General features: G+C 61.2%; 18 protein-coding genes, 1 rRNA gene and 1 pseudogene. 7 read left to right on the plus strand and 13 right to left on the minus strand.

Annotated features, from left to right (window positions below; genetic code table 11):
• Window positions 1–67: 67 nt before the first annotated feature.
• Window positions 68–361, minus strand: a complete 294-nt coding sequence (locus LRS56_25705) for a DUF2789 domain-containing protein (GenBank protein WDU62123.1) — start codon at window positions 359–361, stop codon at window positions 68–70.
• 33 nt (window positions 362–394) lie between these two features.
• Window positions 395–1,987, minus strand: a complete 1,593-nt coding sequence (locus tag LRS56_25710; GenBank protein ID WDU62124.1) for a glycosyltransferase family 39 protein — start codon at window positions 1,985–1,987, stop codon at window positions 395–397.
• A gap of 179 nt (window positions 1,988–2,166) precedes the next feature.
• On the opposite strand from LRS56_25710, the gene LRS56_25715 reads away from it, so the two are divergent.
• Together LRS56_25715 and LRS56_25720 are read left to right on the plus strand one after the other, a co-directional pair.
• Window positions 2,167–4,323 (plus strand): outer membrane assembly lipoprotein YfiO, encoded by a 2,157-nt coding sequence (locus LRS56_25715; protein ID WDU62125.1) that lies wholly within the window; start codon window positions 2,167–2,169, stop codon window positions 4,321–4,323.
• Entirely contained in the window at window positions 4,320–5,024 is a 705-nt protein-coding gene (locus LRS56_25720) for a DUF3142 domain-containing protein (protein ID WDU62126.1), read from the plus strand. Before LRS56_25715 ends, LRS56_25720 begins: the two co-directional genes overlap by 4 nt.
• A 115-nt stretch (window positions 5,025–5,139) precedes the next feature.
• Here LRS56_25720 and LRS56_25725 read toward each other — a convergent pair whose 3' ends face one another.
• The 9 genes from LRS56_25725 to LRS56_25765 all read right to left on the minus strand — a co-directional run bounded on the left by LRS56_25725 (window position 5,140) and on the right by LRS56_25765 (window position 14,773).
• A complete protein-coding gene (locus LRS56_25725; GenBank protein ID WDU62127.1) occupies window positions 5,140–6,591 on the minus strand; it encodes an efflux transporter outer membrane subunit in 1,452 nt (483 codons plus the stop codon).
• On the minus strand, window positions 6,588–7,646 hold the full coding sequence (locus LRS56_25730; protein WDU62128.1) for an HlyD family secretion protein: 1,059 nt from the start codon (window positions 7,644–7,646) through the stop codon (window positions 6,588–6,590). Before LRS56_25730 ends, LRS56_25725 begins: the two co-directional genes overlap by 4 nt.
• Window positions 7,647–7,661: 15 nt before the next feature.
• Complete coding sequence (locus tag LRS56_25735) at window positions 7,662–9,197, minus strand: MFS transporter (protein ID WDU62129.1); 1,536 nt, start codon at window positions 9,195–9,197, stop codon at window positions 7,662–7,664.
• A 231-nt stretch (window positions 9,198–9,428) separates the two neighbouring features.
• A complete protein-coding gene (locus tag LRS56_25740; GenBank protein WDU62130.1) occupies window positions 9,429–10,349 on the minus strand; it encodes a LysR family transcriptional regulator in 921 nt (306 codons plus the stop codon).
• Between the two features lie 52 nt (window positions 10,350–10,401).
• The gene (locus LRS56_25745; protein WDU62131.1) at window positions 10,402–11,028 is read right to left on the minus strand and encodes a TonB family protein; all 627 of its coding nucleotides are present in this window, start codon (window positions 11,026–11,028) and stop codon (window positions 10,402–10,404) included.
• Window positions 11,029–11,126: 98 nt separating this feature from the next.
• A complete protein-coding gene (locus LRS56_25750) occupies window positions 11,127–11,975 on the minus strand; it encodes an ABC transporter permease (GenBank protein ID WDU62132.1) in 849 nt (282 codons plus the stop codon).
• Between the two features lie 11 nt (window positions 11,976–11,986).
• Entirely contained in the window at window positions 11,987–12,838 is an 852-nt protein-coding gene (locus tag LRS56_25755) for an ABC transporter ATP-binding protein (GenBank protein ID WDU62133.1), read from the minus strand.
• A 1-nt stretch (window position 12,839) separates the two neighbouring features.
• Window positions 12,840–13,865, minus strand: a complete 1,026-nt coding sequence (locus LRS56_25760; GenBank protein ID WDU62134.1) for an ABC transporter substrate-binding protein — start codon at window positions 13,863–13,865, stop codon at window positions 12,840–12,842.
• A 14-nt stretch (window positions 13,866–13,879) separates the two neighbouring features.
• Window positions 13,880–14,773: a TauD/TfdA family dioxygenase gene (locus tag LRS56_25765; GenBank protein WDU62135.1), complete on the minus strand. Its 894-nt coding sequence runs from the start codon at window positions 14,771–14,773 to the stop codon at window positions 13,880–13,882.
• A gap of 254 nt (window positions 14,774–15,027) precedes the next feature.
• Between LRS56_25765 and LRS56_25770 the strand changes: the two genes are divergently transcribed.
• From LRS56_25770 to LRS56_25790, 5 genes and pseudogenes are all read left to right on the plus strand, one after another.
• Window positions 15,028–15,726 carry a GntR family transcriptional regulator gene (locus LRS56_25770; GenBank protein ID WDU62136.1) on the plus strand — a complete coding sequence of 233 codons (699 nt, stop codon included), beginning with the start codon at window positions 15,028–15,030 and terminating at the stop codon, window positions 15,724–15,726.
• A gap of 342 nt (window positions 15,727–16,068) precedes the next feature.
• Window positions 16,069–16,827, plus strand: a complete 759-nt coding sequence (locus LRS56_25775; protein WDU62137.1) for a DUF3050 domain-containing protein — start codon at window positions 16,069–16,071, stop codon at window positions 16,825–16,827.
• On the plus strand, window positions 16,824–17,771 hold the full coding sequence (locus LRS56_25780; GenBank protein WDU62138.1) for a diiron oxygenase: 948 nt from the start codon (window positions 16,824–16,826) through the stop codon (window positions 17,769–17,771). The genes LRS56_25775 and LRS56_25780 overlap by 4 nt, the downstream gene beginning before the upstream one ends.
• Window positions 17,768–21,144: pseudogene (locus LRS56_25785) on the plus strand (amino acid adenylation domain-containing protein). Before LRS56_25780 ends, LRS56_25785 begins: the two are co-directional and overlap by 4 nt.
• 19 nt (window positions 21,145–21,163) lie before the next feature.
• Window positions 21,164–21,622 carry an SRPBCC family protein gene (locus tag LRS56_25790; GenBank protein ID WDU62139.1) on the plus strand — a complete coding sequence of 153 codons (459 nt, stop codon included), beginning with the start codon at window positions 21,164–21,166 and terminating at the stop codon, window positions 21,620–21,622.
• A gap of 45 nt (window positions 21,623–21,667) precedes the next feature.
• On the opposite strand, the gene LRS56_25795 is transcribed toward LRS56_25790, so the two are convergent.
• On the minus strand, window positions 21,668–23,548 hold the full coding sequence (locus LRS56_25795; GenBank protein ID WDU62140.1) for a methyl-accepting chemotaxis protein: 1,881 nt from the start codon (window positions 23,546–23,548) through the stop codon (window positions 21,668–21,670).
• 343 nt (window positions 23,549–23,891) lie between these two features.
• A 5S ribosomal RNA gene (rrf, locus tag LRS56_25800) occupies window positions 23,892–24,007 on the minus strand.
• Window positions 24,008–24,029 lie beyond the last annotated feature (22 nt).

Genomic DNA, 24,029 nt, shown 5'->3' on the forward strand with positions numbered 1-24,029 from the left:
CCTGTAAATACCGGCCTCCTCACTCTTGCGACTATCGTCTACTTCCGTTTAATCGATAGGAAACTTCCTAGACTGCAACCTCAAAAAGTCTGCTTACGCGATTAAAGCCCGGTTTCTTACCCCCTCGCCCACCCCGCAACATCAAATTCAGCTCATCCACCACTTCAGCCCAATCCGCATCCTCCAGAATCTCCTCGCGCAAAAACGCTCTCTGGCTGTCCGTCCAAAAGAACGCATCCGCGAGCTTCAACTTAGGCTTGAGCGGCGAATGAACGGCCACGAACTGCTCAATGCTGACCGGGTCATCCGGCAGGCCAAGCTGCTTGAACAAAGATGGCAGGCTGTGCACTGGCGATTCCATGGTGGGCTCCTGATGGCAAAGGTTTAATCGAGTCTAGCGGCAGCCTTGGGGTTGCGGCTGCGGCACGTTGCACAGCACAAACAAGCGTGCGCGCGCGCCGCCGCCGTCCTGGCGACTGAGTTCGCGCCAGCCTTCGGGCAGTGGGGCAAAATCGTCCGGCGCTTCGTTGCTGCTGATCAGCCATACGCGGCGGGTGCCGGCGGGTAATGCCGATAGATGGTCGAGGTAGATACGCCCGCCGTCCTGGTCCACCAGCGTGCCGAAGCCGTAGGCATTCGGGCGGGTCGACGTGCCGTCGGGCTTGGGTGGCGTATAGAGCTGCAGTTGAGCATCGGTCTGGTCGTAATACACATAGCTGAGGTACCACATCATGTCGCTGAGGACGATGCGGTCGTCTTCCTGGTAATTGCGATTGACGAACTCCACCGGCACGTTCAATTGATCTTGCTCATTCACGGTGAAGTTGTTTTTGAGGCCCACCAATTCCACGCCGACAAACAGCACAAACAACGCCGCACCCAGCAGCGACAGACGCGCCGGCAGGCGGTCGATGGCCATGGCCACCAGGATCGGCAGGCCCAGGGCGTAAACCGTGAGATAACGCTCGATAAACACCGGGGAGACAAACGACACCCCGTACACCAGCAGCAGTGGCAGCAGGAAAAACAGCGCCATCAGGAGCGCCGGGCGATAGCGTTCGCGGTCCAGCACAGCGGTCACCACGACAATCGCTGTCAGCAACAACGGCAACAGCCAGAACAGCGGCAGCCAGAAGCCAACGCCTTCATCCTGGAGCACGAACTGCCAGATCATCGATGGCAGGGAGAACACGCCGACGGGATCTTCCCAGCCGATATCCCCGCCGACTTTGAGTTGTTCGACGTGCAGCACCAGGTCCAGCAGGTTCGGCAGCCAGGGCAGGTACAACAGCACAATCGCGGCGTTGGCCACCCACCAGGCCGGGCGGGCAAGCAGCCGCTGGCCTCGCGGCTGTGCGGCCAACCAGGCCCAATGCACCAGCACGCACAGCGCGGTGAAATAATGGGTGTAGAACCCGGCACTCATCACCAGCACATACACCGCCAGGTAACGCGTGCGTTCGGGTCGGCGCACCCAATACACCAGCGCCAGCGTAGCGCCCACCAGCCACACGCCCAGCAGCGAATACATGCGCACTTCCTGGCTGTAGCGCACCGCCGTCGGCAGCAACGCCAGCAGCACCCCGGCCAGCATGGCCGCACGCCGGGTGGACAGTTGCCGCGTGAGCCAGATGCCCAGGCCCACGGCAACGACACCGGGTATGGCACTCATGCCGCGTATCGACCAGATGCCGTCGCCGAACAGTTCGATCCAGCCGCGCAGCATGAAAAAATACAGCGGCGGGTGCACATCATGGGCCGCGTGAAACCACAGGTCGGCCGCGGCGTATTCGCTGAGCAGCAGGCTGGAGCCTTCGTCGCCCCAGATCGCTGACGACGTCAGGTGGTAAAAACGCAAGGCCATGGCCAGTGCCAGGAACGGCACCCACCATAGGCGGCTGATCCAGCCGGCGCTCTCCCACGTGAGTCGGTTGAATGCGGGCAACGCCCCGACCTTTTCGTTTTGCTCTACCACAGACCGACGCACCTCGATTCCTCTAGCACTGCCCTGACTGCCTCAGCGCAAACACCGCCACTCTAGGACAAAAGCCTCGGATTCGCTTCTGGAATCGGACAAATCAGCATTTTGTGTAGGGCTTCACCGAAGCACCATCAGGAACACGCTATTATTGCCGCCCTCCAAGGACTCAGGATCAAGGACACGTCATGCGCATCGGTTTTCTGTCACCCCTGGCACTGGCATTACTCGCCGGCCTTTCCTTTCAGGCCCAGGCCAGTGGCGACGACTCGTGCTACCCCGACTGGCGAGTATCACGCGACAGCCTTGAAGGGTGCAGCAACCTGCCCTTCCTGAGCCCGGGCAACGACAGCCGGGTCAATCTGCGCCTGTTGCTGGCAGACAAGCAGGTAGCGCCCCTGACGCCGAATGCACTGAGTGAAACGGATCTGGAGGAAGGCTTCGGCCCCGTCCCCTTCCCGGTGTATCGCCTGACCCCGCTGACCGACGCCAGTGGCGAGAAACCCGACACACCCGCCACCCCCAGCCAGCTCGACGAATTACTGACCCCGCTGGGTATTGCGCGTGAGAACGCCAAAGCGGCGGGGGACGCGTTCCTCTACGGCGAAGGCAGCCGCTGCCGCAGCAATGACGAAAGCAGCGCCACAGCCTTTATCAACCAAGCCATCAAAGCCGACCTGCCCGAAGCGGAACGCCGGCTGCTGGTCACTGCCCGTCTGGAGCTGCTGGGCGCCTGTACCTGGGAAAGCGCGAGCCTGGGTGACCCGGAGCAAATCCAGTCGCCCTCAGGCCGTGAGTTGCGCACCTACCTTCAAGCCGCCGGTGACTTCTACAGCGGCCGTTTTGGCGACGCACAACGCGGCTTTGTCGCCGCTTCCACCAGCAGCCTGCCGTGGGTCAAGGAGGCCGCGCTCTACATGACCGCCCGCACGGCTTTGAATCAGGCCCAGGAAAACGCCTTCGACGAATACGACATGCCGCAATTGGAGCGTGTGGATAAGTCTGCACTGGCCGACAGCGACACCCGTTTCAACCTGTACCTGAAAACTTATCCACAGGGCGAGTACGCCGTCTCCGCCACGGGCCTGTTGCGCCGAGTGCATTGGCTGGCGGGCGATACCGACAAACTGGCGAATGACCTTGCAGCGCAGTTCAGTGCCGGGCAGCGCAATGTGTCGCTGGACGAGCTGGTGCAGGAAACCGACAACAAGCTGCTGAGCACAACCAACGCATCCGCAGCCAACCCTCTGACCCTGGCGCTCACTGACCTGATGGGGATGCGCGCCGGCAACCCACCCAAACTGACCCGCGAGCTACTGGCCGGGCAGAAGCCGGTGTTTGCCCAGGAGCCGGCGCTGTACGACTACGTGCAAGCGGCGTTTGCCCTGTACGTCGAGCACCAGCCCGACAACGCTTTGAAACTGCTGCCGCAGGACGTGCCGGCGAGCCTCAACTACTTCGCCTTCAGCCAGCAGACCCTGCGCGGTCTTGCGCTGGAAGCCAAGGGCGACTGGAAAAGCGCCGAAGCCCTGTGGCTCAAACTGTTGCCCCTGGCCCAGCAACCCTTGCAGCGCGACCAGCTGGAGCTGGCGTTGGCGATGAATTACGAGCGCAGCGGGCAGTTGGCCAAAGTGTTCGCCGCCGACTCGCCGATCAGCGCCAAGCAAGTACGCTACATCTTGCTGCGCAACATCGCAGACCAGGCGTTGCTGCGCCAGCAGATCACCCAGGCCAGCGATTCGGCCGAACGTGAAACCGCGCAGTTTGTGCTGCTGTACAAAGACCTGATGCGCGGCCAGTACGCCACCTTCGCCGAAGACCTCAAGCAACTGCCGGCGTCGGTGCCGCAGGACAAGCTGGGCACCAGCCTGGGTTATGTCTATGGCGATAATCGTTCGCTGCAGTTGTTCCAGTGGAGCGGCGACAAAGCCGAATCCGGCTACGCCTGCCCGAGCATTGCGCAAATCGCCAACACCCTGCAGGCCGATCCGAAAAGCCCCAAGGGCCTCAACTGCCTGGGTGAGTTCATCCTGATCAACCATCTGGATGGCATGCCACTGGACCAGGTGCGCGCCGCCGGCAGCCTGGGCAGCACCGCCTCGCTGTTCAAAGGCGAAACGTTCTCGCGGCTCGACGGTTACCGCAAGGTTATCGATAACCCCAAGGCGCCGCATGACGACAAAGCCTACGCCCTGTATCGCGCCATCTACTGCTATGCGCGGTCCGGCTATAACAACTGCGGCGGTGAAGATGTCGACAAATCCGTACGCAAAGGCTGGTTCCGCCAGCTGAAAACCGGGTATGCCGACACCGAGTGGGCCGAGTCACTGAAGTACTACTGGTGAAACACCTATGGCTAGGCTTGCTGTTGCTGGCGAGCCCGGCCTTCGCCGCTGTCGACGCCCGCGACTATGACGCCTTCTGGCTGTGGAGCGGGGTCGCGCCGCAACCGGTGCTCAAGCAAGCCAACACCCTGTATATCCTCCAGGGCCAGATCAATTCCACCCGCCGGGCGCCGCAACGTGGTGTGCAATTGATTGCCCAGGGCATCAGCGTGCCGCGCCTCACCCGAGGGCAAGTCTGGGTGGTCTACCGCGCCCATACCTTGCACTGGCCGGAACGCGTCTACACCCAAGTGCTCGGCCAGGTGCAGCGCTGGCGCGACGCGGGCAACCCGGTGGTCGGTATCCAGATCGACTTCGACGCCCGCACTCAATACCTGCACGAATACGCCGACTTCCTGCGCGACCTGCGCCAACGCCTGCCCTCTGAGCTGCGTCTGAGCATCACCGGCCTGATGGACTGGAGCAGCAACGCCGACTCGGCCGCCATCGCCCAGCTCAAGGGCGTGGTGGATGAGGTGGTGGTGCAGACGTATCAGGGCCGCCACAGCATCCCGGATTACGCGGCGTACTTGCCACGGATGAATCGGCTGGGGCTGCCGTTCAAGGTCGGCTTGATTCAGGGCGGAGAGTGGCAAGCGCCGGGGTATTTGCAGGGCAGTGAGTGGTTCCGGGGCTATGTGGTGTTTTTGCAGAATCCGTGATCACGCAATGCCTGCGTGTGGGAGCGGGCTTGCTCGCGAAGGCGGTGTGTCAGTCAACAAATTCCTGGCCGATCTACCGCATTCGCGAGCAAGCCCGCTCCCACATGGGGTGGTGTCAGCCCGCGGGAATGGCGGCTGTTTCGGGGTAGACCGATTGCCACCCGCCTCCGAGTGCTTTGTATAGCCCGACCATGGCCAACGACACACCGGTCGAGCTCTCAACCCACTGCTCCTGCGTGGCCAGCAGCGCGCTTTGCACCGTGAGCACATTGACGAAATCCACCACGCCTTCCACGTATTGATGTTGTGCGGTGCTCAGGGCGATCTGGTTCTGGCGTACCGCTTCGGCAAGGCTGTCGCGGCGCAGTTGGCTGGCGTTGTAGCGGGTCAGCTGGTCGTCGATTTCATGCCAGGCGCGCAGCACGGTTTGCTGGTACGCCAGCGCCGCTTCCTGTTGCTGGGCTTCGCGCAAATTCAACATGCCTTGCAGTCGCCCACCGTTGAACAGCGGCAGGCTGAATTGCGGGCCGAAGGCAAAGGCGCGGGAGCCCCAGGAGCCGAAATCCGACAGTTGCATGGCCTGGGACCCGAGGCTGCCCGACAGCGTGATACGCGGGTAAAAGTCGCCCTTGGCTACGCCGATGCTGGCGGTGGCGGCGTGCAGGCGCGCCTCGGCCTGGCGGATATCCGGGCGGCGTTCCGCGAGTTCCGACGGCAGGCCGATAGCGACCTGGCGCCGGGTTTGTGGCACCGCAGCATCCTTGGACAACTGCGCATGCAGGGCTTGCGGCGGCTCGCCCATCAACAGGCTCAGGGCATTGATCAACTGGTCCTGGCGTTGCTGCAAATCCGGCAGGCGCGCCTCGATGGCGGCAACCTGAGCGGCGGCTTCGGCCACGTCCAGGTCGGTGGCCACGCCATCGGCCAGGCGCAGCTGCGAGAGCTTGAGGCTGTGGCGCGCGACGTCGAGGTTTTGCTCGGTGACGGCACGGGTGTTTTGCACGCCGCGCAGTTGGATGTAGTCCTGGGCCGTCTCGGCGAGCACCGACAGCAGCACGGCGCGGCGGTCGTTCTCGGCGACTTGCAGGGTGGCGTCGGCGGCTTCGGTTTCGCGTTTTACCCGGCCCCAGAAATCCAGCTCCCAGGCGGCGGAGAAACCCATGTCCCACTGGTTGAACGCCGACCGGCCATTGTTGCCGGACGGGTCGCTCAAGCCCTTGGCGCTGTTGCGTTGGCGTGCGTAATCAGCGGTGGCGTTGACGTTGGGGTAGCGCTCGGCGGTGGTCACCTGGCGCACGGCTCGGCTTTGTTGCAGGCGGCTGCCGGCCAGTTTCAGGTCGAGGTTATCGGTGAGGGCTCGGCGTGTGAGAGCCGAGAGTTGCTCATCGTGAAACACATCCCACCAGCGCTCCTGCAAAGGGTCGGTGCTGGCGCGGCTGGCGGCCTGACGGCCCTGGGGTTCGCTCCACTGGGTGACTTGCGGGCCCTGGGGCCGCTGAAAATCCGGGCCGACGGTGCACGCACTCAGGCTGATAAGGCTCAAGGTGAGCCAGGTAAACGACTTCATTGCTGGGCCACCTCACGCTGCTGCGCGGCCGGCTGGGTGTCGACGCTGGCTTCCACCGACATGCCAACCCGCAGGCGTTCGATGTGTGCCTGGCCCGGCTCAAGAACGATTTTCACCGGAATGCGCTGCACCACCTTGGTGAAGTTGCCAGTGGCGTTGTCGGGTTTGACCGAGGCGAACGTCACACCGGTCGCGGGCGCCAGGCTTTGCAGATGGCCGTTGAGCAACTCGCCGTCGAGGCTGTCGACCCGCACCTGCACCGCCTGGCCGGCATGCATATGCGAGAGCTGGGTTTCCTGGAAGTTGGCCACCACGTACGCCTCGGCCAACGGCACCACGGCGAGGATCTTGCTGCCCGGCGTCACATAGGCGCCGACCCGCACCGCACGCTCGCCAACCATGCCATCCACCGGCGCCACAATGCGCGTGTAGGACAGCTGATAGCTGGCCATTTCCAACGCCGCCTGGGCGCGCTTGAGCCCACCTTCGGCGGCGTCACGCTGGGCGGTGAGGATTTCCACCTGCTTGCGTTCGGCCGCCAGTACCGCCGTGGCGTTGGCCAGGCGTGCGGTGGCCTGATCGATGCGGGTCTTGGCTTGCTGGGCGTTTTGCACCGTGCCCGCGCCGACGCCGGCAAGGTGGTTGTAACGGTTCAGTTCGTGTTCGGCGAACGCCACCTCAGCGCGGTCTGCCGCCACGGTGGCCTGGGCCTGGGCGATCACCGAGCTCTGGCGCTCCAGGGTCGCGGTGGCGTTTTTCAGCTGGGCCCGGGCCACCAGGGTGTCGGCATCGGCGGCCTGGGCAGCGGCGCGAAAATCACGGTCGTCGATCAGCGCCAGCAGTTGGCCGGCCTTGACGCGCTGGTTGTCTTCCACCAGCACTTCCTTGATAAAGCCCGCCACTCGCGGCGCGACCAGGGTGAAGTCGGCGGCGACGAAGGCGTCGTTGGTGACCTGGCGCTTGCTGCCCAGCACACCCGGCGCGACCAGATACATCAGCACGCCGACGGCAAATACGGCGATAACGGAGACGGCAATTTTGTCTTTGCGTTTCATGAGAAGTCCTTGTGGCTAGATCGGAGCGCGAGGCGGAAAGATCCGCGTGGGCATCCAGAGAATCAGCAGGATCAACGCCACAGCGACACCGGCCATGACGTAATAAAGATCCGAAGACGTGAGCACCACGGCCTGCTGGTGCAGGCGGTGGGCCAGGCCGGCCGCGTCGCCATCGGCCAGGGGCGAGTTGCCCAGGCGGTCCACCAGCATGGTCGAGTGAAAGTGCAGACGCTGGGTGGTCAACGCATCCAGCACGCCGGTGGCGATCACGGCGGCCAGGCCCTTGATGGTGTTGAACCAGGCCGAGGCGAACGGCCCGTCCGCCGGTTGGATACTGCCGGTGGAGAGCATCAGCAGCGGCAACACGGCCATGGGTTGCCCGAAGATTTGCAGCAGGTACAGGCCATAGAAATCGTCGCGAATCCACGCCGAGGTCAGGTGCGCACTGCCCACGCAACACAGCACCAGCATGCCCAGCCCGATCCCCAGCACCCAACGGCAATCCACCCAGCGCAGGTTGCACAGCGCTGCCACCAGCGGCAGCGCGATCAATTGCGGCAGGGCCATCAGCAGCATCACCGGCGCAGTTTGCAGGGGGCGATAGCCCTGAACCTGGGCCAGGAAGCTCGACGGGATGATGATCACCGACGTCAGCACCATGAGCACCCCGGCCAGCACGATCAAGGCGAACGACAGGTTGCGCAGGCCGAGCATCTGCAGCTTGAAAAACGGCATCGGGTGCGACCATTCATTGACCATGAACAGCACCAGCAACAGCGTGCCGGCGCACAGCAGGAAGGTGATCAGGCCCGACTCGAACCAGTCCAGGCGATTGCCTTGCAGAATGCCGATCACCAGCATGCAGATCGCCGGGAACCCCAGCAGCAGGCCACGCCAGTTGAACTGCTTGAAGCGCTCCAGGCGCAGCGGGTCCTGCGGCAAGCCGTAGGCCACGGCGGCCATCGCCAGCAGGCACGGCCCGACGATCTGCCAGAACGCCCACTGCCAGCCGACGTACTCGGTCCACAGCGCCGCCAACGGCGTACCGAGGCTCGGGCCGAACGTGGCGGTGAGCGCGTAACCGGCCAGGCCATACAACTTCACGTTGGCCGGCAGAAAGCGCAGCGCGACGGTCATCAGCATCGGCGGCAACGCGCCACCGGCCAGACCTTGCACGGTGCGCAGCAGCAGCAGGCTTTCGTAGTTCGGCGCGAACGGGCACAGGATGCCCAGCACGGTGAACAGGCCGATGGCGCACAGGGTGAAGCGGCGCAAGGAGAAGGTCACCGAACACCAGGGCGCAAACGCCATGGCCGACACGGAGGTGGCGGTGTAGGCCGCGACCAGCCAGGTGCCTTCGTCAAAACCGATGTACAGCGCGCCACGGATATCGGCAAGAGCCACCTTGGTGACCATCTCGTTGAGACCGGACACCAGCACCGCCAGCAATACGCCGACCAGACCGATGATGATCCTCAGGCCGAACACAGGCGGGGTCATTGCGACGGGTTTGGCTGCGGCCGCAAGGGTGGGGGCAGCGAGGGAAGTCATGAACAGGTAACTCGGGATGATAAATACCCGAGCAGTTTAATCAGGCACACACATGACAAAAAGTTACTTGTCGGCAGGATATAAGTGCGCCAGACGCAATTCAAAATAGTGCACAAATCTAATGTGGGAGCGGGCTTGCTCGCGAATGCGGTGCGCCTGTGAAAAATGCTTTGGTTGACAAACCGCATTCGCGAGCAAGCCCGCTCCCACAGTTTTTGATTGTGGGCTGCCTCAGGTGGGTTGGGCTTCCAGCCATGTGGCGTGGCAACTCTCGCGCATGGTTTCGCGCAGCCATTTATGGGCCGGGTCTTTGTCGAAGCGCGGGTGCCAGGATTGGGCCAATACCAGGGTCGGCAACGAGATCGGCAAGGCAAATGAACGCAGCGGCAATTTCAGGCGAGTGGCACTTAACAAGGCCTCTTTGGGCACCGGCAGAATCAGGTCGGAATCGGGCAACATGAACATCGCGCCGTGAAAACCCGGTGCGATCATTGCCACGCGGCGCTCCAGGCCCTGCGCATTCAGCGCGGTGTCGATCGGACCACGGGCGATGCCGCGCCGCGAGATGCTGATATGCGAATAGCTGGCAAACCGCGCGGCGGTGATTTCCTCATCGAACAACGGATGATCTTCGCGTGCGAGGCCCACGAAGGTGGTGGAAAACAGGTTCTGCACCTTCACTTCAGGGCTCACGGGCATGGTGTTGCTCACCCGTAAATCCAGGCGCCCTTCGCGCAGCGCTTCATCGTCGGTGTCGCCCTCGGGCACGAAACACAGCTCGCACAGCGGCGCCATGCGCTCCATGGTGTCGAACAGGCGCCCGCCATACACGCCGACAAAAAAGTCATTGGCGCGCACGCTGAAGCGGCGGCGCAGGGTGCTCAAGTCCACCTGGTCGGCCGAGCGGAACAGCAGCGCGGCCTGCTCCACCACGTTGCGCACTTGGCTCTGCAACTGCAGGGCCTTGGGCGTCGGCACCAGGCCGCGGCCGGCGCGCACCAGGATCGGGTCACCCACGGCCTCGCGAATGCGCGTAAGCGTGCGGCTCATGGCGGCCGGGCTGAGGTTCATGCGCCGCGCGGCGCCAACCACGCTGCCCTCGTCGAGCAGGGCGTCGAGGGCGACCAGCAGGTTCATGTCCGGTAGTTGCATGCCAAGCACTCATGATGTTTGGGGAGTACAGCGCACGCAATCCTAGCAGGCTTTACAGGTAGCGCTTCAGGTTCTGGGGCAGGTATTCGGCGTAGGTTCGCCGGGGGTTGGCCTGGCACTTGCGCACGATGTCCGGCAGGGCGTTTTCCAGCTCATCGGCCCGGGCCAGGCCCTCGTTGTAGTCGCCTTTACCGCTTAACGCCGGGAACATCACCGCGACGCGGGTAATGGCAAAGCTCTTCATGGCGATCAACGGGCGGGTGGGATGCTCCTGACGGAACTGGCTGACTTCGCCGTTCAACGTGCTGCAGGATTGATAGGTGGTTTGCGTGAAGCTCAGTTGAACGGCTTCACTGACGGTTGGCGACGGCGAGAAAATCATGTCGTTGTGCGCCTCGATCACCGCCGGCCGATCGGCATTCACCGTCCAGGGCTTGAAGCGCCATTGTTTGCCTGCGCTCACGGCAGCGGCGGCGAAATCCGGGCGGGTGGCGCTGAGCGCTTTTACCTCGCTGACCGTGCCGTCGTTGTGAATATTCAGGCTGATGCGCGCATGCCCCTGGGTGGTGATCAGGGCTGAAGGGTAGACCGGCTTGGGCATCGATACCGCTTCGGGCACGAACTCAGCCAACGCTGAGGTCGACAAACACAAGGCGGCTGCCAAGACTAAAAAACGCATGTATGTAAATCCTTTTACCAGACTCTACGACGCCATCACGGCGCCGAATCAGGCCGGCATTATCGGACTCACACCCACCAAAGAGCAATCATTCCTGTTTAGCGCTGCATGCCCCAGCGTTTCACCGTGAGCCGCTCGAAGGTGTCAAACACCAGGTTTTCCACCAGCAAGCCGATCAGAATCACCACGGCCAACCCGGCGAATACTTTGTCGGTGTACAGCTCGTTGCGGTTCTGGAAAATGTACCAGCCCAAGCCGCCCTTGCCGCTGGTGGCGCCGAAAACCAGCTCGGCGGCGATCAGCGTGCGCCAGGCAAATGCCCAGCCGATTTTCAGCCCAGCCAGAATCGACGGCAACGCCGCCGGAATCAGGATGAACAACACAAAACGCATGCCCTTGAGGCCATAGTTGCGACCGGCCATGCGCAGGGTTTCGGACACACCAAGGAACCCCGAGTAAGTGTTCAGCGCCAACGCCCACAACACCGAATGCACCAGCACGAAAATCAGGCTGTTCTGCCCCAGGCCAAACCACAACAGCGCCAACGGCAGCAAGGCGATTGCGGGCAAGGGGTTGAACATCGAGGTCAGGGTGCTCAGCAGGTCGCGGCCCAACTGCGTCGACACCGCCAGGGTGGTCAGGGCAAACGCCAGCACGATACCGATCAGATAGCCCTTGATCAGCACCGCCAGCGAGATACTCACTTTGCTCAGCAGCTCGCCACTGAGCAGGCCGTCGTACAGCGCGGCGGACGTTTGCAGGAAACTGGGCAGCAACAGGTCGTTGTTCTGGTAGCGGGCGACCGCTTCCCAGAGGATCGCCAGCACGATCAGGATCAAGCCTTTGCGCAGCCAGCCTTGTTGCCACAGGCGTTGGCGCAGGGGCAGCTCGCGTTCCACGGGGACGCTGAGCAGCGGTTGGAGGGTAACTTCAAATTCCTGGCGCATGGGCGGCCCCTTCAATAAGCGATGCGGATATCGGCGAAGCCCAACTCAAGTTCGGCCTCGGGCGCTTCATCGAACAGCAGGCGATGAATGCGCCGCGCCGACGCCTGGAACTCCACACCACCGAGGCTGTGCAGGTCATATTGATGGCTGTGGACTTCGGCGCGCACGCGCCCCGGGTGCGGCGACAGCAACAGGATGCGATTGCCCACCACCAACGCTTCTTCGATGGAGTGGGTGACGAACAACAGGGTGAAGCGCACCTCCTCCCAGAGCAGCAGCAACTCTTCCTGCATCTTGCGTCGGGTCAGGGCGTCAAGGGCGGCGAAGGGCTCGTCCATCAGCAGGATTTTCGGCTGCATGGCCAGGGCGCGGGCGATGGCCACGCGGGCTTTCATGCCACCGGAAAGGGTATGCGGGTAAGCGTCGGCAAACGCACTCAGGCCGACTTTTTCAAGGTAGTGCAGCGCGCGTTCTTCGGCTTCGCGACGCTTAAGGGTTTTCGACGCCAGCAGCGGGAACATCACGTTCTGTTTGACGGTTTTCCACGGTGGCAGCTGGTCGAACTCCTGGAACACCACAATGCGATCCGGGCCCGGTTGTTCGACCTTTTGGCCCAACAGCCGGATCTCGCCTTCGCAGGGTTTGATAAACCCGGCGATGGACTTGAGCAACGTGGACTTGCCGCAGCCCGACGGGCCGAGCAACACGTAGCGATCGGCCGGGTCAATTTCGAAACTGACTTGGTGGGTGGCCCGCACCACGCGCTCGGGGGTGCGGTATTCCAGGCTGACGTTATCCACCGCCAGCAAGGGCTCGGTGGTGTGCAGGTTGCTGGCCGTGTGGCCTTGCAAGGGCGCGTTCATCTCAACTTCCTTGCAGGGGCTTGGCGTCCTGGAAGAAGTAATCCTTCCACGATTCAGGCTTGTTCTTGATGGCGCCGACGCGGTAGAGGAATTCCGCCAGCGGGTAGGTGTTTTTCGGGGTCACGCTGAATTCGAACTGCGGGTTATCGATGATTTTCAGCAGCTCGGCACGGTCGATCTTGGCTTTGGTGACGCGGATGTAAGTGTCGGCCGCGGCGCCTTTATCGTTCTGGGCGAACTGTGCGGCTTCGGTCAACGCCTCGACAAACGCCTTGTAGGTTTTAGGGTTGTCGTTGCGGAATTTCTCGGTGGCGAACAGCACGGTCGGCGAGTTCGGGCCCAACAGGTCGTAGGTGTTCAGCACCACGTGCACGTTAGGATTGGCCAGAGCCTGGTCCTGGAACGGCGGGTTGGAAAAGTGCCCGGTCAGTTCGGTGCCGCCGGCGATCAGCGCAGCGGTGGCGTCCGGGTGCGGGACGGCGACGGTGTATTTGTCGAGGCGATTGAATTCCTTGTCGCCCCACTGCTTGGCGGCGGCGTATTGCAGGAAGCGCGACTGCACCGATACGCCCACCGCCGGCACGGCGATACGGTCTTTGTCGGTGAAATCGGCAATGGTTTTGACCTTGGGGTTGTTGCTCACCAGGTAGTACGGGAAGTTACCCAGGGAGGCCACGGCCTTGACGTTCTGCTTGCCGTGGGTGCGGTCCCAGATGGTCAGCAGCGGGCCAACGCCGGCACCGGCAATGTCGATGGAGCCGGAGAGCAGCGCGTCGTTCACTGCGGCACCGCCCGACAACTGGGTCCAGTCGACCTTGATGTCGATGCCTTCCTGCTTGCCGTACTTCTCGATCAGGTTCTGGTCGCGTACCACGTTAAGCAACAGATAGACGATACCGAACTGTTCGGCAATGCGGATCTCGCCTTCGGCCTGTGCGGCGGCCGGGGCCACCAGGCTGCCGGCCAACAGGCTGACGCCCAGGCCGACCGTCGCCGCCAGCCGCGCAAATGGAATTTTCCTGGACATGTTCATGCTCCGAATCAGAAAGGCGCGTCGCCCTGGATGGTGGTGCGAAACAGCTTGCGGCGCAGGTTGCTCGGGCAACCGGCCGCCAGGTGGATGAGCGAGCGGTTGTCCCAGAACACTAGGTCGTGGGGCTGCCATTGATGGCGATAGATGTTGTGCGCCAGCACGCTGTGGGCGTAGAGCTGGGCCAGCAGGTCACGGCTTTCGTCTTCCGGCAGGCCGACGATGCGGGTGGTGAAACCTTCGCTGACGAACAGCGCCTGGCGGCCATTCTCCGGGTGGGTGCGCACAATCGGGTGCACCACTTCGGCCACCTGGGCCAGTTGCTCCGGCGTCAGGGTCGGGCGCCAGTTGCCCTCGAATTTGGTTTCGCTGTAGCGCGCGGTGTAGGAATGCGCGGCGCTGCGGCCTTCAACGGCTTTGCGCAGGTGTTCGGGCAGTTGGTCCCAGGCTTTGTGCATGTCGGCGAACAAGGTATCGCCGCCTTCGGAGGGCAGTTCCTGAGCATGGAGCATCGAGCCCAGGCTCGGCAGTTCCTTATAGGACAGGTCCGAATGCCAGAATTTGCCCGCGTCACCCAGGCCGATGGATTGGCCGTTTTCGATGATGTTGGAGACGATCAGGATTTCCGGGTGGTTGGCCAGCAGGAACTGCTTGAGTACGTGGATCTGCAACACGCCGAAGCGGCGGCTGAAGGCGATTTGTTGTTCGGGGGTGATACGTTGATCGCGAAACACCACGACGTGATGGTTGAGGTGCGCACGGTGGATGCGTGCGAAATCCTCGTCGCTGACCGGGCGAGACAAGTCCAAACCAATGATCTCGGCGCCAACACTGCCGGGCAGTGGGCGAATCTCGAACGCTTGAGCGGTAGGGGTCGCTGTTGGAACAGTAGAGGTGGCGGACATGAGGTCACTCCCGGTCAGACAGGAGAGTGACTTTATAGGTATAAGAACGGCTATTTAAATACCGTTAATGAATATCCATATACGGGAATGTACCGTCAGCGTAAGACCCCATCAACACTGATCGTGGGCGCAGGGAGCGCTATGTTGAAGCGCTTACAAGCCGAAACCGTGCCCGTTTGACAAGCTTATAAGCAGTCTCTAGTGTGCATTGGATCCAATTAGCCACCTATCCTAATCAGGAGGATAGCGTAACCGTGACGCAGAAGCCGAACCCTTTGAACAGCATCAAGATCAGCGGCCCTATCCCCGCCCATCTCGCTCGCTCCGTGATTGAAGAAACCTTGCGCAATGCCATCCTGGATGGGCGATTGCCATGTGGCACTGCCATGCGCCAACAGGAGCTGGCCAGCCTGTTTGGGGTCAGCCGCATGCCAGTGCGTGAAGCCTTGCGCCAGCTGGAAGCCCAGTCACTGCTGCATGTGGTGACGCACAAAGGCGCTGTGGTGGCCCCCTTGATCGAGGATAACTCGGCCGAAACCTATGCGCTGCGGATGTTGCTGGAGTCTGAAGCCTTGCGCTTGTCGATCCCCTTGCTTACGGAGGCGGATATAGCCGAGGCCGATGCCATCATCTGTGAGCTGGAACAGGAAAAAGACTACGCCGAGATCGGCCGCCTCAATCGACTGTTTCACATGGCCCTCTATGGCAAGGCCCCCAACCAGCGCCTGCTCAAGTTGGTGGAACACGGGCTGAATGAGGAGGAACGCTTCCTGCGGTTCAACCTTGAAGCAATGGGGCTGGGCGAAACATCCCAGGAAGACCACCGTGAACTGCTGCATCTGGTGTCGCAGAAAAAAACCGATGAAAGCATCCTCACGCTGCGTAATCACTTGATGCGCGGCATGGAAGTGATCACGACCTACCTCAATGGCCTCGAGGCGGCCGACAAGTAAATCAAGCAAGAGCGTTCGCTTTCCCTGCTTGCCCCCTGAAGTATTGCGGGTCCCTGCCCCTCGTGCAGGCACTCGCGCCAAAGAAACTTCCCACATTTAATAGAGCAACTTCCTGACAGCCAATATTATTTAGAAAAACATCTAACACTTTTATATGCTCGCCAAATTATTCAACCCGCTTATTATCTTTTATTACTAAACCAGACGTTTTACTCGCTGGGGCTCTCACGCAGATGGGTGGCCTCGCGCGCCTGGCCTGTTCGCAACCACTTACCTCTTTGGCCGATCACAAAAGCCCCTCGCTGTTTCTACAGCAGACGCAACAACTTATAGGCATCAACCATGCATCAACCGTTATTTGAACAAACAAAACTGCAGTTATGCAGGCATCCGTTATTTGCGGAAATAACTTCACTTCGCAAGTTACAACTTTTTATGGAAAGCCATGTATTCGCTGTTTGGGATTTCATGACCCTCACCAAGCGCCTGCAACAGGACCTGACCTGCACTCACCTGCCCTGGCTCCCACCCGCCGACCCGCAGGCCGCACGCCTGATCAATGAGATTGTGCTCGGCGAAGAATCAGACACGCATCCCAGGACGGGCCATTGCAGTCACTTCGAGTTGTACCTCGAAGCCATGGCCGAAATCGGCGCCAGCACCTCAGCAATCAACCGCTTCGTTGCGCTGCTGCGGCACGGCCAGGACACCCACACCGCCTTGCAAGAGGTTGGACCTCCATCCGGCGTAGCGCGCTTCGTGAGTGCCACGTTACACATTGCGTTGAACGCGCCCACTCACTGCGTAGCAGCTGCATTTCTTCACGGCCGCGAGCATGTCATCCCCGCGATGTTTGAGCGGCTTCTGCAAGACGCTGAGGTCATCCACCACCAGGCGCCAATCTTGTGCGGCTATCTCAAGCGCCATATCGAACTGGACACCCAGGACCACGGGCCGGCAGCGCAGCAGCTGCTCGACCGCCTGGTCAGCGCAGACCCGACGTTCGCGCAACAGGCCCACGACACCGCCCTCGCCGCCGTTGAGAGCCGCATCGCGTTCTGGGACGAGGTGCGGGCCTCGCTGCAAGAGGTGCACCCATGAACATTACCGACTACCGCCCCATTGCCGACGACTGGGAGCGCCGCGCCACCATCCGCACACGCCCTCGCCGCCTGCTGGAAAACGACGACAAGTTGATCTATCCGATATGCCGCCAACCCTTGGTACTCAGCCCGACCTTTGTTGAACACTGCCCGCAGTGGCGCGACTTTGTGCTGCTGCAAAGCTTCTACAAATTCATCAACGACGTGGTGATTTTCGAAACCGAAATCGTCGACAGAACTGCACGCAGCATTGCCAAGAATCGCTTCTCGGTGCCCTTCCCGCTTGCCTGCCGGGTTGATGCGATGACCGTCGTAGTGGACGAGGACTACCACGCGCTGGTGGCGCTGGACTTCCTGCAACAAACCATCGCCCTCACCGGCATCCAACCGCTGGGCCTGCCCGAACAGATCGAATTGAGCCGGGCGCTGCCCGCTGCACAAGCCCAGGTCCCCGTTCACCTGCGCGATGCGGTAGAGCTGATTGGCGTAGCCATCGCCGAAAACACCGTGACCCACGACGCAGCGGCGTTTTCCAAGGACAGCAGTGTCAAAGCCTCCGTCCGCGGCTTGATGGCCGACCACCTGTTTGACGAAGGCCGGCATGCACAGTTCTGGACACGGCTGGTACGCCTGTATTGGCAAACCGCGACCCCGGATGACCGCGACAGCATCGCTCAGGTACTGCCGACCTTCCTGGCGCATTACCTGACCAATGACCTGCAGAAAAACTTCGATCGGCAGTTGGTTGAGCACCTCGACGTCCACCCCCGCGTGCGCGCCGCATTGCACGATGAAGTCGCGGCGCTGGCGTTCCCGATCACCCGCCAGCATCCATTGATGGGCAACATCATGGGCTTCCTGCAACACAGCGGGCTGTTGCAGACGCCGAGTGTGGCGCAGGCGCTGGACCACTACCTGCCGCTGTCCGGGAGGCCGACATGAGGCGCCTGAACATAGGATGGAGCGGCGCCAGCATGGCCCTCGATGCGATCAGGCAGTTGCTTGAGCAGTACGGGCACGGCTCGAGTGATGAAGCGATCGACCTGTTGATTGAAGACGGTACTCAGTCGCTGCCGGCCGGCGCCGACCAGGCCCCCGGCTAAGCCTGCGCGTGGGCATTGGCCCGATATCCGACTGCGGGCTGCCCGCGCTGCAATTGCGCGCCTATGAACGTGAGCAGCGGTTATTGGCCGTGCTGGACATCGCCGATGAGCCCAGTGGCAACGGACAGCGGCTGCGCCGGCAGGTGACGAATACGTTGGCCGAATGGATCGCGCTGCAGGTCAGCGGCTTCTCACGGGGCGCCGGGTATTTCTCTGAGCATGCGATAGCCAACGCCTGGCCCGAGCAAGGCTTGCAAGCACTGGAAGCGCTGGCGTTTATGCACCGATTCAATCACACCGCCGACCCCGAATTGCTGCACGAAGCACGGGTGCCGGTGATCGAACGGTTGCAAGCCGGCCTTCACGCCTTCGCCGAACGGCCGGCCTTGAACATCGCGGGCACACAGGTTAGCTACCGTCAATTGGAGGTCCAGGCCCTGGCCATCCAGCAACGATTGCTCCCCCTGCTGGAGGGTCTTGAGGCACCAGCGGTGGTGGGTGTGTGCCTGGAAAAATCCAGCGCGTTATACGCCAGCATTCTTGCGGTGCTGGGCTGTGGGGCGGTGTACCTGCCGCTGGGGCCGGAGCATCCTCCTCAACGTCACCAGGTAATGCTTGAGCACGCAGGGGCACGCGTATTGCTGGATACGGGGCAGCATCCCTTGCGAGCGGGTTTCGTTTCCCTGGATGTCAGTGCACTTGACCCTCGGGATGCCGATTTAACAGGCCCATTGGTGCACCAGCACCTGCGATCCGATGCACCCTGCATGACGCTCTACACATCGGGCACCACCGGCCAGCCGAAGGGCGTACTACTCAGCCAAGGTAACCTGGCGCACTTCACCGCGTGGTACAGGTCCTGTGTCAGCCTGGACGAACATAGCCGCGTCCTGCAGTTTTCGCCATTGAGCTTCGACTCGTCGCTGATCGATATTTTCCCGGCGTTGATAGCCGGCGCCGAGTTGATCGTGCCCAGCGAAGAGCAACGGCGCGACCCTCGGCAACTGCTGGAACTGCTGCACCGCCACCGTATCACCCATGCCTTTGTGCCGCCTGCCCTGCTCAGCATCCTGCCGCTCGATCAACCGCTGGGCCTCAAACACCTGCTGACGGGGGGCGATGTGTGCGAGCCGTACGTGATCGAACAGCTGGCGGGGCAGTGTCAGTTCCACAACCTCTACGGGCCCACCGAGACCACGGTGTTGGTCACCCATCGGACGTTGCGCCCCGACGACGGCAATCGCAACCTGGGCCGACCCATCGCCAACAGCCAGGTACTGATCCTGGATGACGCCCTGCAACCGGTGGATGAACAGGTAATGGGCGAGGTGTATATCGTCGGTCCCGGGGTAAGCCTGGGGTATGTGAACGCACCGCAACAGGCCGCCAGCCCTTTCGTCGAACTGACCGTGCCGGGCGCCGGAAAACTGCGGGCCTACCGCAGCGGTGACCTGGCCAAGTGGACGGCCGACGGCATTGTGCTTGGCGGGCGGCGCGATGATCAGGTGAAGATCCGCGGTTTTCGAGTCGAGCCTCGGGAAATAGAGGAATGCTTGCGCAACAGTCGTTTGTATCGCCAGGTCGTGGTGATTATCGAGCGTAACGCCAGCATCCGAGCGTTCGTCGCCCAGCCCGACCCCGGCGCCACAGTGGCAGCCTTGCAACAGCATGCCCGACAGTGGCTGCCGGACTACATGCAGCCCGGTTCCTGGAACGAGTTGGCCGCCATACCCCACTCCAGCAATGGCAAAGTCGACCGTGAAGCACTGCTGGCGTTACCGTCGCGAGCTGTCAGGCAGACCATTCGCAGCGCCGCACACACACCGCTTCAGGTACGCCTGACCCAGCTCTGGAGCGAACTATTGGCGCTGCCTGTGGCTGAGTTGTCTATCGATGAGAGTTTCTTTGACCTTGGCGGCCATTCAATTCTACTGTCGACCTTGTTGCTGCGTGTCCGCGAGCAATTGGGCCGTGGTTTCGCGCTGAGCCACTTCATCGAAGCACCGACGGTGCGTACTCTCGCGACATTGCTGGAGGATGGCGACCGGCCCGATGCACCCTCTGGTCAGGCGGTCCGCGATGCTCAACGCCAGTGGGTGATCAACATACTGCCCGAGAGCCGTGCAGGTGACCCAAACAAAGTGATCGTGACCGGGGCCAACAGCTTCGTCGGCGTGCATATCGTCGAAGCGTTGCTGGCCTGCGGTGCAACCGAGGTGGCGTGCCTGGTGCGTGAGGAGCCGGGGCACACCGCGATCACACGCTTTACCCATGCGCTATGCGAGTACCGCCTGCAGCACCTGGATCTGAGCCGCGTACGGGTAATCGCGGCGGATATCAGCTTGCCGCGATTGGGTTTGACCGCTGAGGTGTATGACGCGCTTGCGCAAAGCTACGGGGTGCTGGTGCACAACGCGGCGCGGGTCAATCACGTGATGGAGTACGCCACACTGGCCAGGGACAACGTTGATCCCATCTTCGAATGCCTGCGCTTGTGTGAGACCCGCTGCAAGAAAGTCTTCAACTTTGTCTCGACGCTGTCGGCGTCCAGTAGCATCGACTCGCTGGGCTATGTCCTTGAAGCGCCTGCTGCGGCCACGTTGCCGCTGTACATCAAGAATGGCTACAACCTGTCCAAATGGGTCGCTGAACAGCAGCTGGGGTATGCGGTGAAGCAAGGCGCCTGGGTGAACATCCATCGCCCCGGGAATATCAGTTTCAACAGCCGCAACGGTGTCTGCCAGCCCCACAAAAATCGCCAGATGCTGATGCTCAAGGGTTCGCTGCAGTTGGGCCTTCTGCCTCGACTGGATCTGAATTTCGACCTGATGCCAGTGGATTTCCTGGCGCGCTTCATCGCGTTCCATTGCTCTCGCTTTCAAGCCGATAGCTGCGTGTTCAACCTGCATAATCCACAGCCCTTAAGTTGGGAGCACTACCTGGATGCATTCAGCCAGGCGGGCTACAGCTTCGAGCGTGTAAGCGTTGCGCAATGGCAACAGGCGTTGCGCACGGTGAATCAGGACAACGCATTGTTTGGCGTGCTCGGGTTTTACCTCGATCGCCTGGATGAAGACATCGGCGATACCTCAATGATTCGCCATGACAACGCGCGAAGAGGGGTTCTGCGGATGGGGGAACACTACCCCGAAAAAGACGCGGTGCTGCTGAGCAAAGGCTGCAACTACCTCAAGACCATTGGCTTTCTTTGAAACGCCTCAGGACAACCTCATGAAACCACTGCAACCCGATACATTGATCCGCAACCCGAACGGCCTGCCGATAGTGGCTTCTGTGGTGGTCGGCTGCCCTGCCACCCGACTGTGGAACATGGTGGGGCAGTTCGCTGGCTTTGATGCATTCATTCCTGGGCTGTCACGTATCGAGATGATCGGCACCGGCGTGGGCGCTTTGCGTATCAAACTCTTCCACGATGGCAACTGTGTCGTGGAGCAGCTCAATAGCCGGGACGAGCACGCCATGCATATGACCTGGACCACGGTCTACAACACGCTCGGCGTGGCCAGGCTATGGGCAGCGATTCGCGTGGAGGCACTGGCAGCACAGTGCGCCAGGGTGACCTGGACCATTATCGCCGAGCCCATTGACACGGCGCAGGCGGGGTTTGAACAGTTTGTGCAGAATTTTGCCGACAGCGCCCTGGAAAATGTGCGCCGTCTGTTGGGCTGAACGGCAGGAACGAAACGGCTCGTTCCTGCCTGATCAATCAGCGGGTCAGATCTTGAAGCTGTCGACCAGTTGCTTCAACCGGCTGGCTTGTTGCGACAGTGCGTCGCAGTCCTTCAATGTTTCATTGAGGTTGGCCACGCCCTGCTGATTCAGCAAGTTGATCTGGTTGATGTCCACGTTGAGGGTTTCCACCACGGCGGTCTGCTCCTCGGTGGCGGCGGCGACAGACTGGTTCATGCCGTCGATCTCGACGATCCGCTGCGTCACGCTGACCAGACGCTCACCCGCTTGGTTGGCGACCTCTACACTTTCTTCACTGGAGGCTTGGCTGGCATTCATGGTGGTCACCGCTTCACGCGAGCCCACTTGCAGCGAAGTGATCATCTTGTGGATCTCTTCAGCCGATTCCTGGGTGCGATGGGCCAGGTTGCGCACCTCATCGGCGACCACCGCAAAACCACGCCCGGCCTCCCCGGCACGCGCTGCCTCGATCGCGGCGTTGAGGGCCAACAAGTTGGTTTGCTGGGAGATACCTTTGATCACATCGAGGATGTGGCCGATGTTATCGGTGCTGGCATTCAAGGTTTCGATCTGGGTGCAGGAGAGGCTGATCTTCTGCGACAACTGCGACATTGCCAGGATGGTTTGCTCCACCACTTTGCGGCCATCATCGGCCTGCTCACTGGCACCGCTGGCGTGCTGTGAAGCGTCAGCGGCGTTACGCGCGATTTCCTGAGTGGCGGCCCCCAGTTCATTGATCGCAGCGGCCACACTGTTGGTGCGTGCGCTTTGCTCGTCGGAGCCGATAATCGAGGCGTTCGAAGAGGCCATCACCCGCTGGGAAAGGTCGTGCACCTGGCGAGTTGCCGAAGACACTTCGGAAATGGAGGCATGAATACGCTCCACGAACTGATTGAACGCGCTGCCGACTTCGCCGAACTCATCTTTGCTGGTGACAGCGAGGCGGCGGGTCAAGTCGCCCTCACCCTGGGCTATGTCCTGCATGGCCACGCCCATGGTGGTCAGGGGCCGTAGCAACACTTGGATCAGCAAGCTCAGAAGCACGGCAATTGCGACTACAGCGATCAGCATGGCAATCAACGCTGATGTACGGAACTTGCCCAGCGGTGCGTAGGCTTTGTCTTTGTCGATCGACAGGCCGATATACCAGTCTGCACCGGGCAAGCCGCTGATCGGGGTGAAGGACAGAATACGATCCTGGCCATTGAGGACGACGTCCTGGTTGACTCTCTCGATACGGACATTGGTGCCTGGATAGATATCCTTAAGGTTTTTCATCACCTGGTCTTGATCCGGGCTGACGATCACTTGGCCGTCACCGCTGACCAGGAACGCATGGCCGATACCCCCGAAATCCACCGAGTTGATGATCTTCACCAATGTCTGCAGGCTCAAGTCGCCACCCACCACACCCAGCAATTCGCCATTCTTTTTTACCGGCATGGCGATGGTTACGATCTGCCCACCCACTGCAGCCATATAGGGCGGCGTAAGCATGGGTTTATCAGCGGCCACCGCTTGTTTGTACCAGGGGCGCTGACGGGGGTCGTAGCCATCGGGCATTTTCGCGTCGGGACGCTGAGTAAACACCCCGTTGGTTTGCCCAACATAGGTGAACTGGAAGTTCGAGGTGAACGCCGGTTGGTCGACCAACCCCGGGAGGTCGGCACCACTGCCTTGGTGGGCCACATTTTGCGTGAGGTTTTCGAGCACCAGTATTCGACCACTGAGCCAGTTCTGCACGCTGCTGGCGGTGAGTTCACCGGATTGCTGGATAGACGACTCCAGGTTCTGCGTGATGGTGCTGCGCTGCAGGTAGTCGTTGTAGAGGGTGAATAACGCGAAGGCTAAAACCACAACGCCTGACGCGGCCAACAGAATTTTATGACTGAACTTGAGATTCATTTCATCGACTTCTTTTTGCCAAAGGGGGGTGAGCGTGCCGAGGGGAACATTCCATGTAACGGTATAGGCAGCTTCTGTGGCCGCTCTATTTCGGTGCACGCATGGCTCATCAGGCTTTCGGCCAAACCGAGGCAAAACTTAGCGAATTGTGAGATGTATCCTCATTTCACGTAGGAAACCGATAAGTGGTTGTCGTACAAGGAGGCGCAATGCGAGGTTTTTCTGTTGGCCGTTGACGGCGCTTCGCCGTTATTCAAGGGCTGCTCATGGAAGTGGGGCAACGGAACCCCTTAAACGACAAAACCCCTGTCTGCGTTAGCGAGACAGGGGTTCTGGAATTCAATCTTGACGATGACCTACTCTCACATGGGGAAACCCCACACTACCATCGGCGATGCATCGTTTCACTGCTGAGTTCGGGATGGGATCAGGTGGTTCCAATGCTCTATGGTCGTCAAGAAATTCTGTGTACCGAACCGTT

The sequence above is a fragment of the Pseudomonas poae genome, from assembly GCA_028869255.1.
GTDB lineage: Bacteria > Pseudomonadota > Gammaproteobacteria > Pseudomonadales > Pseudomonadaceae > Aquipseudomonas > Aquipseudomonas poae_C.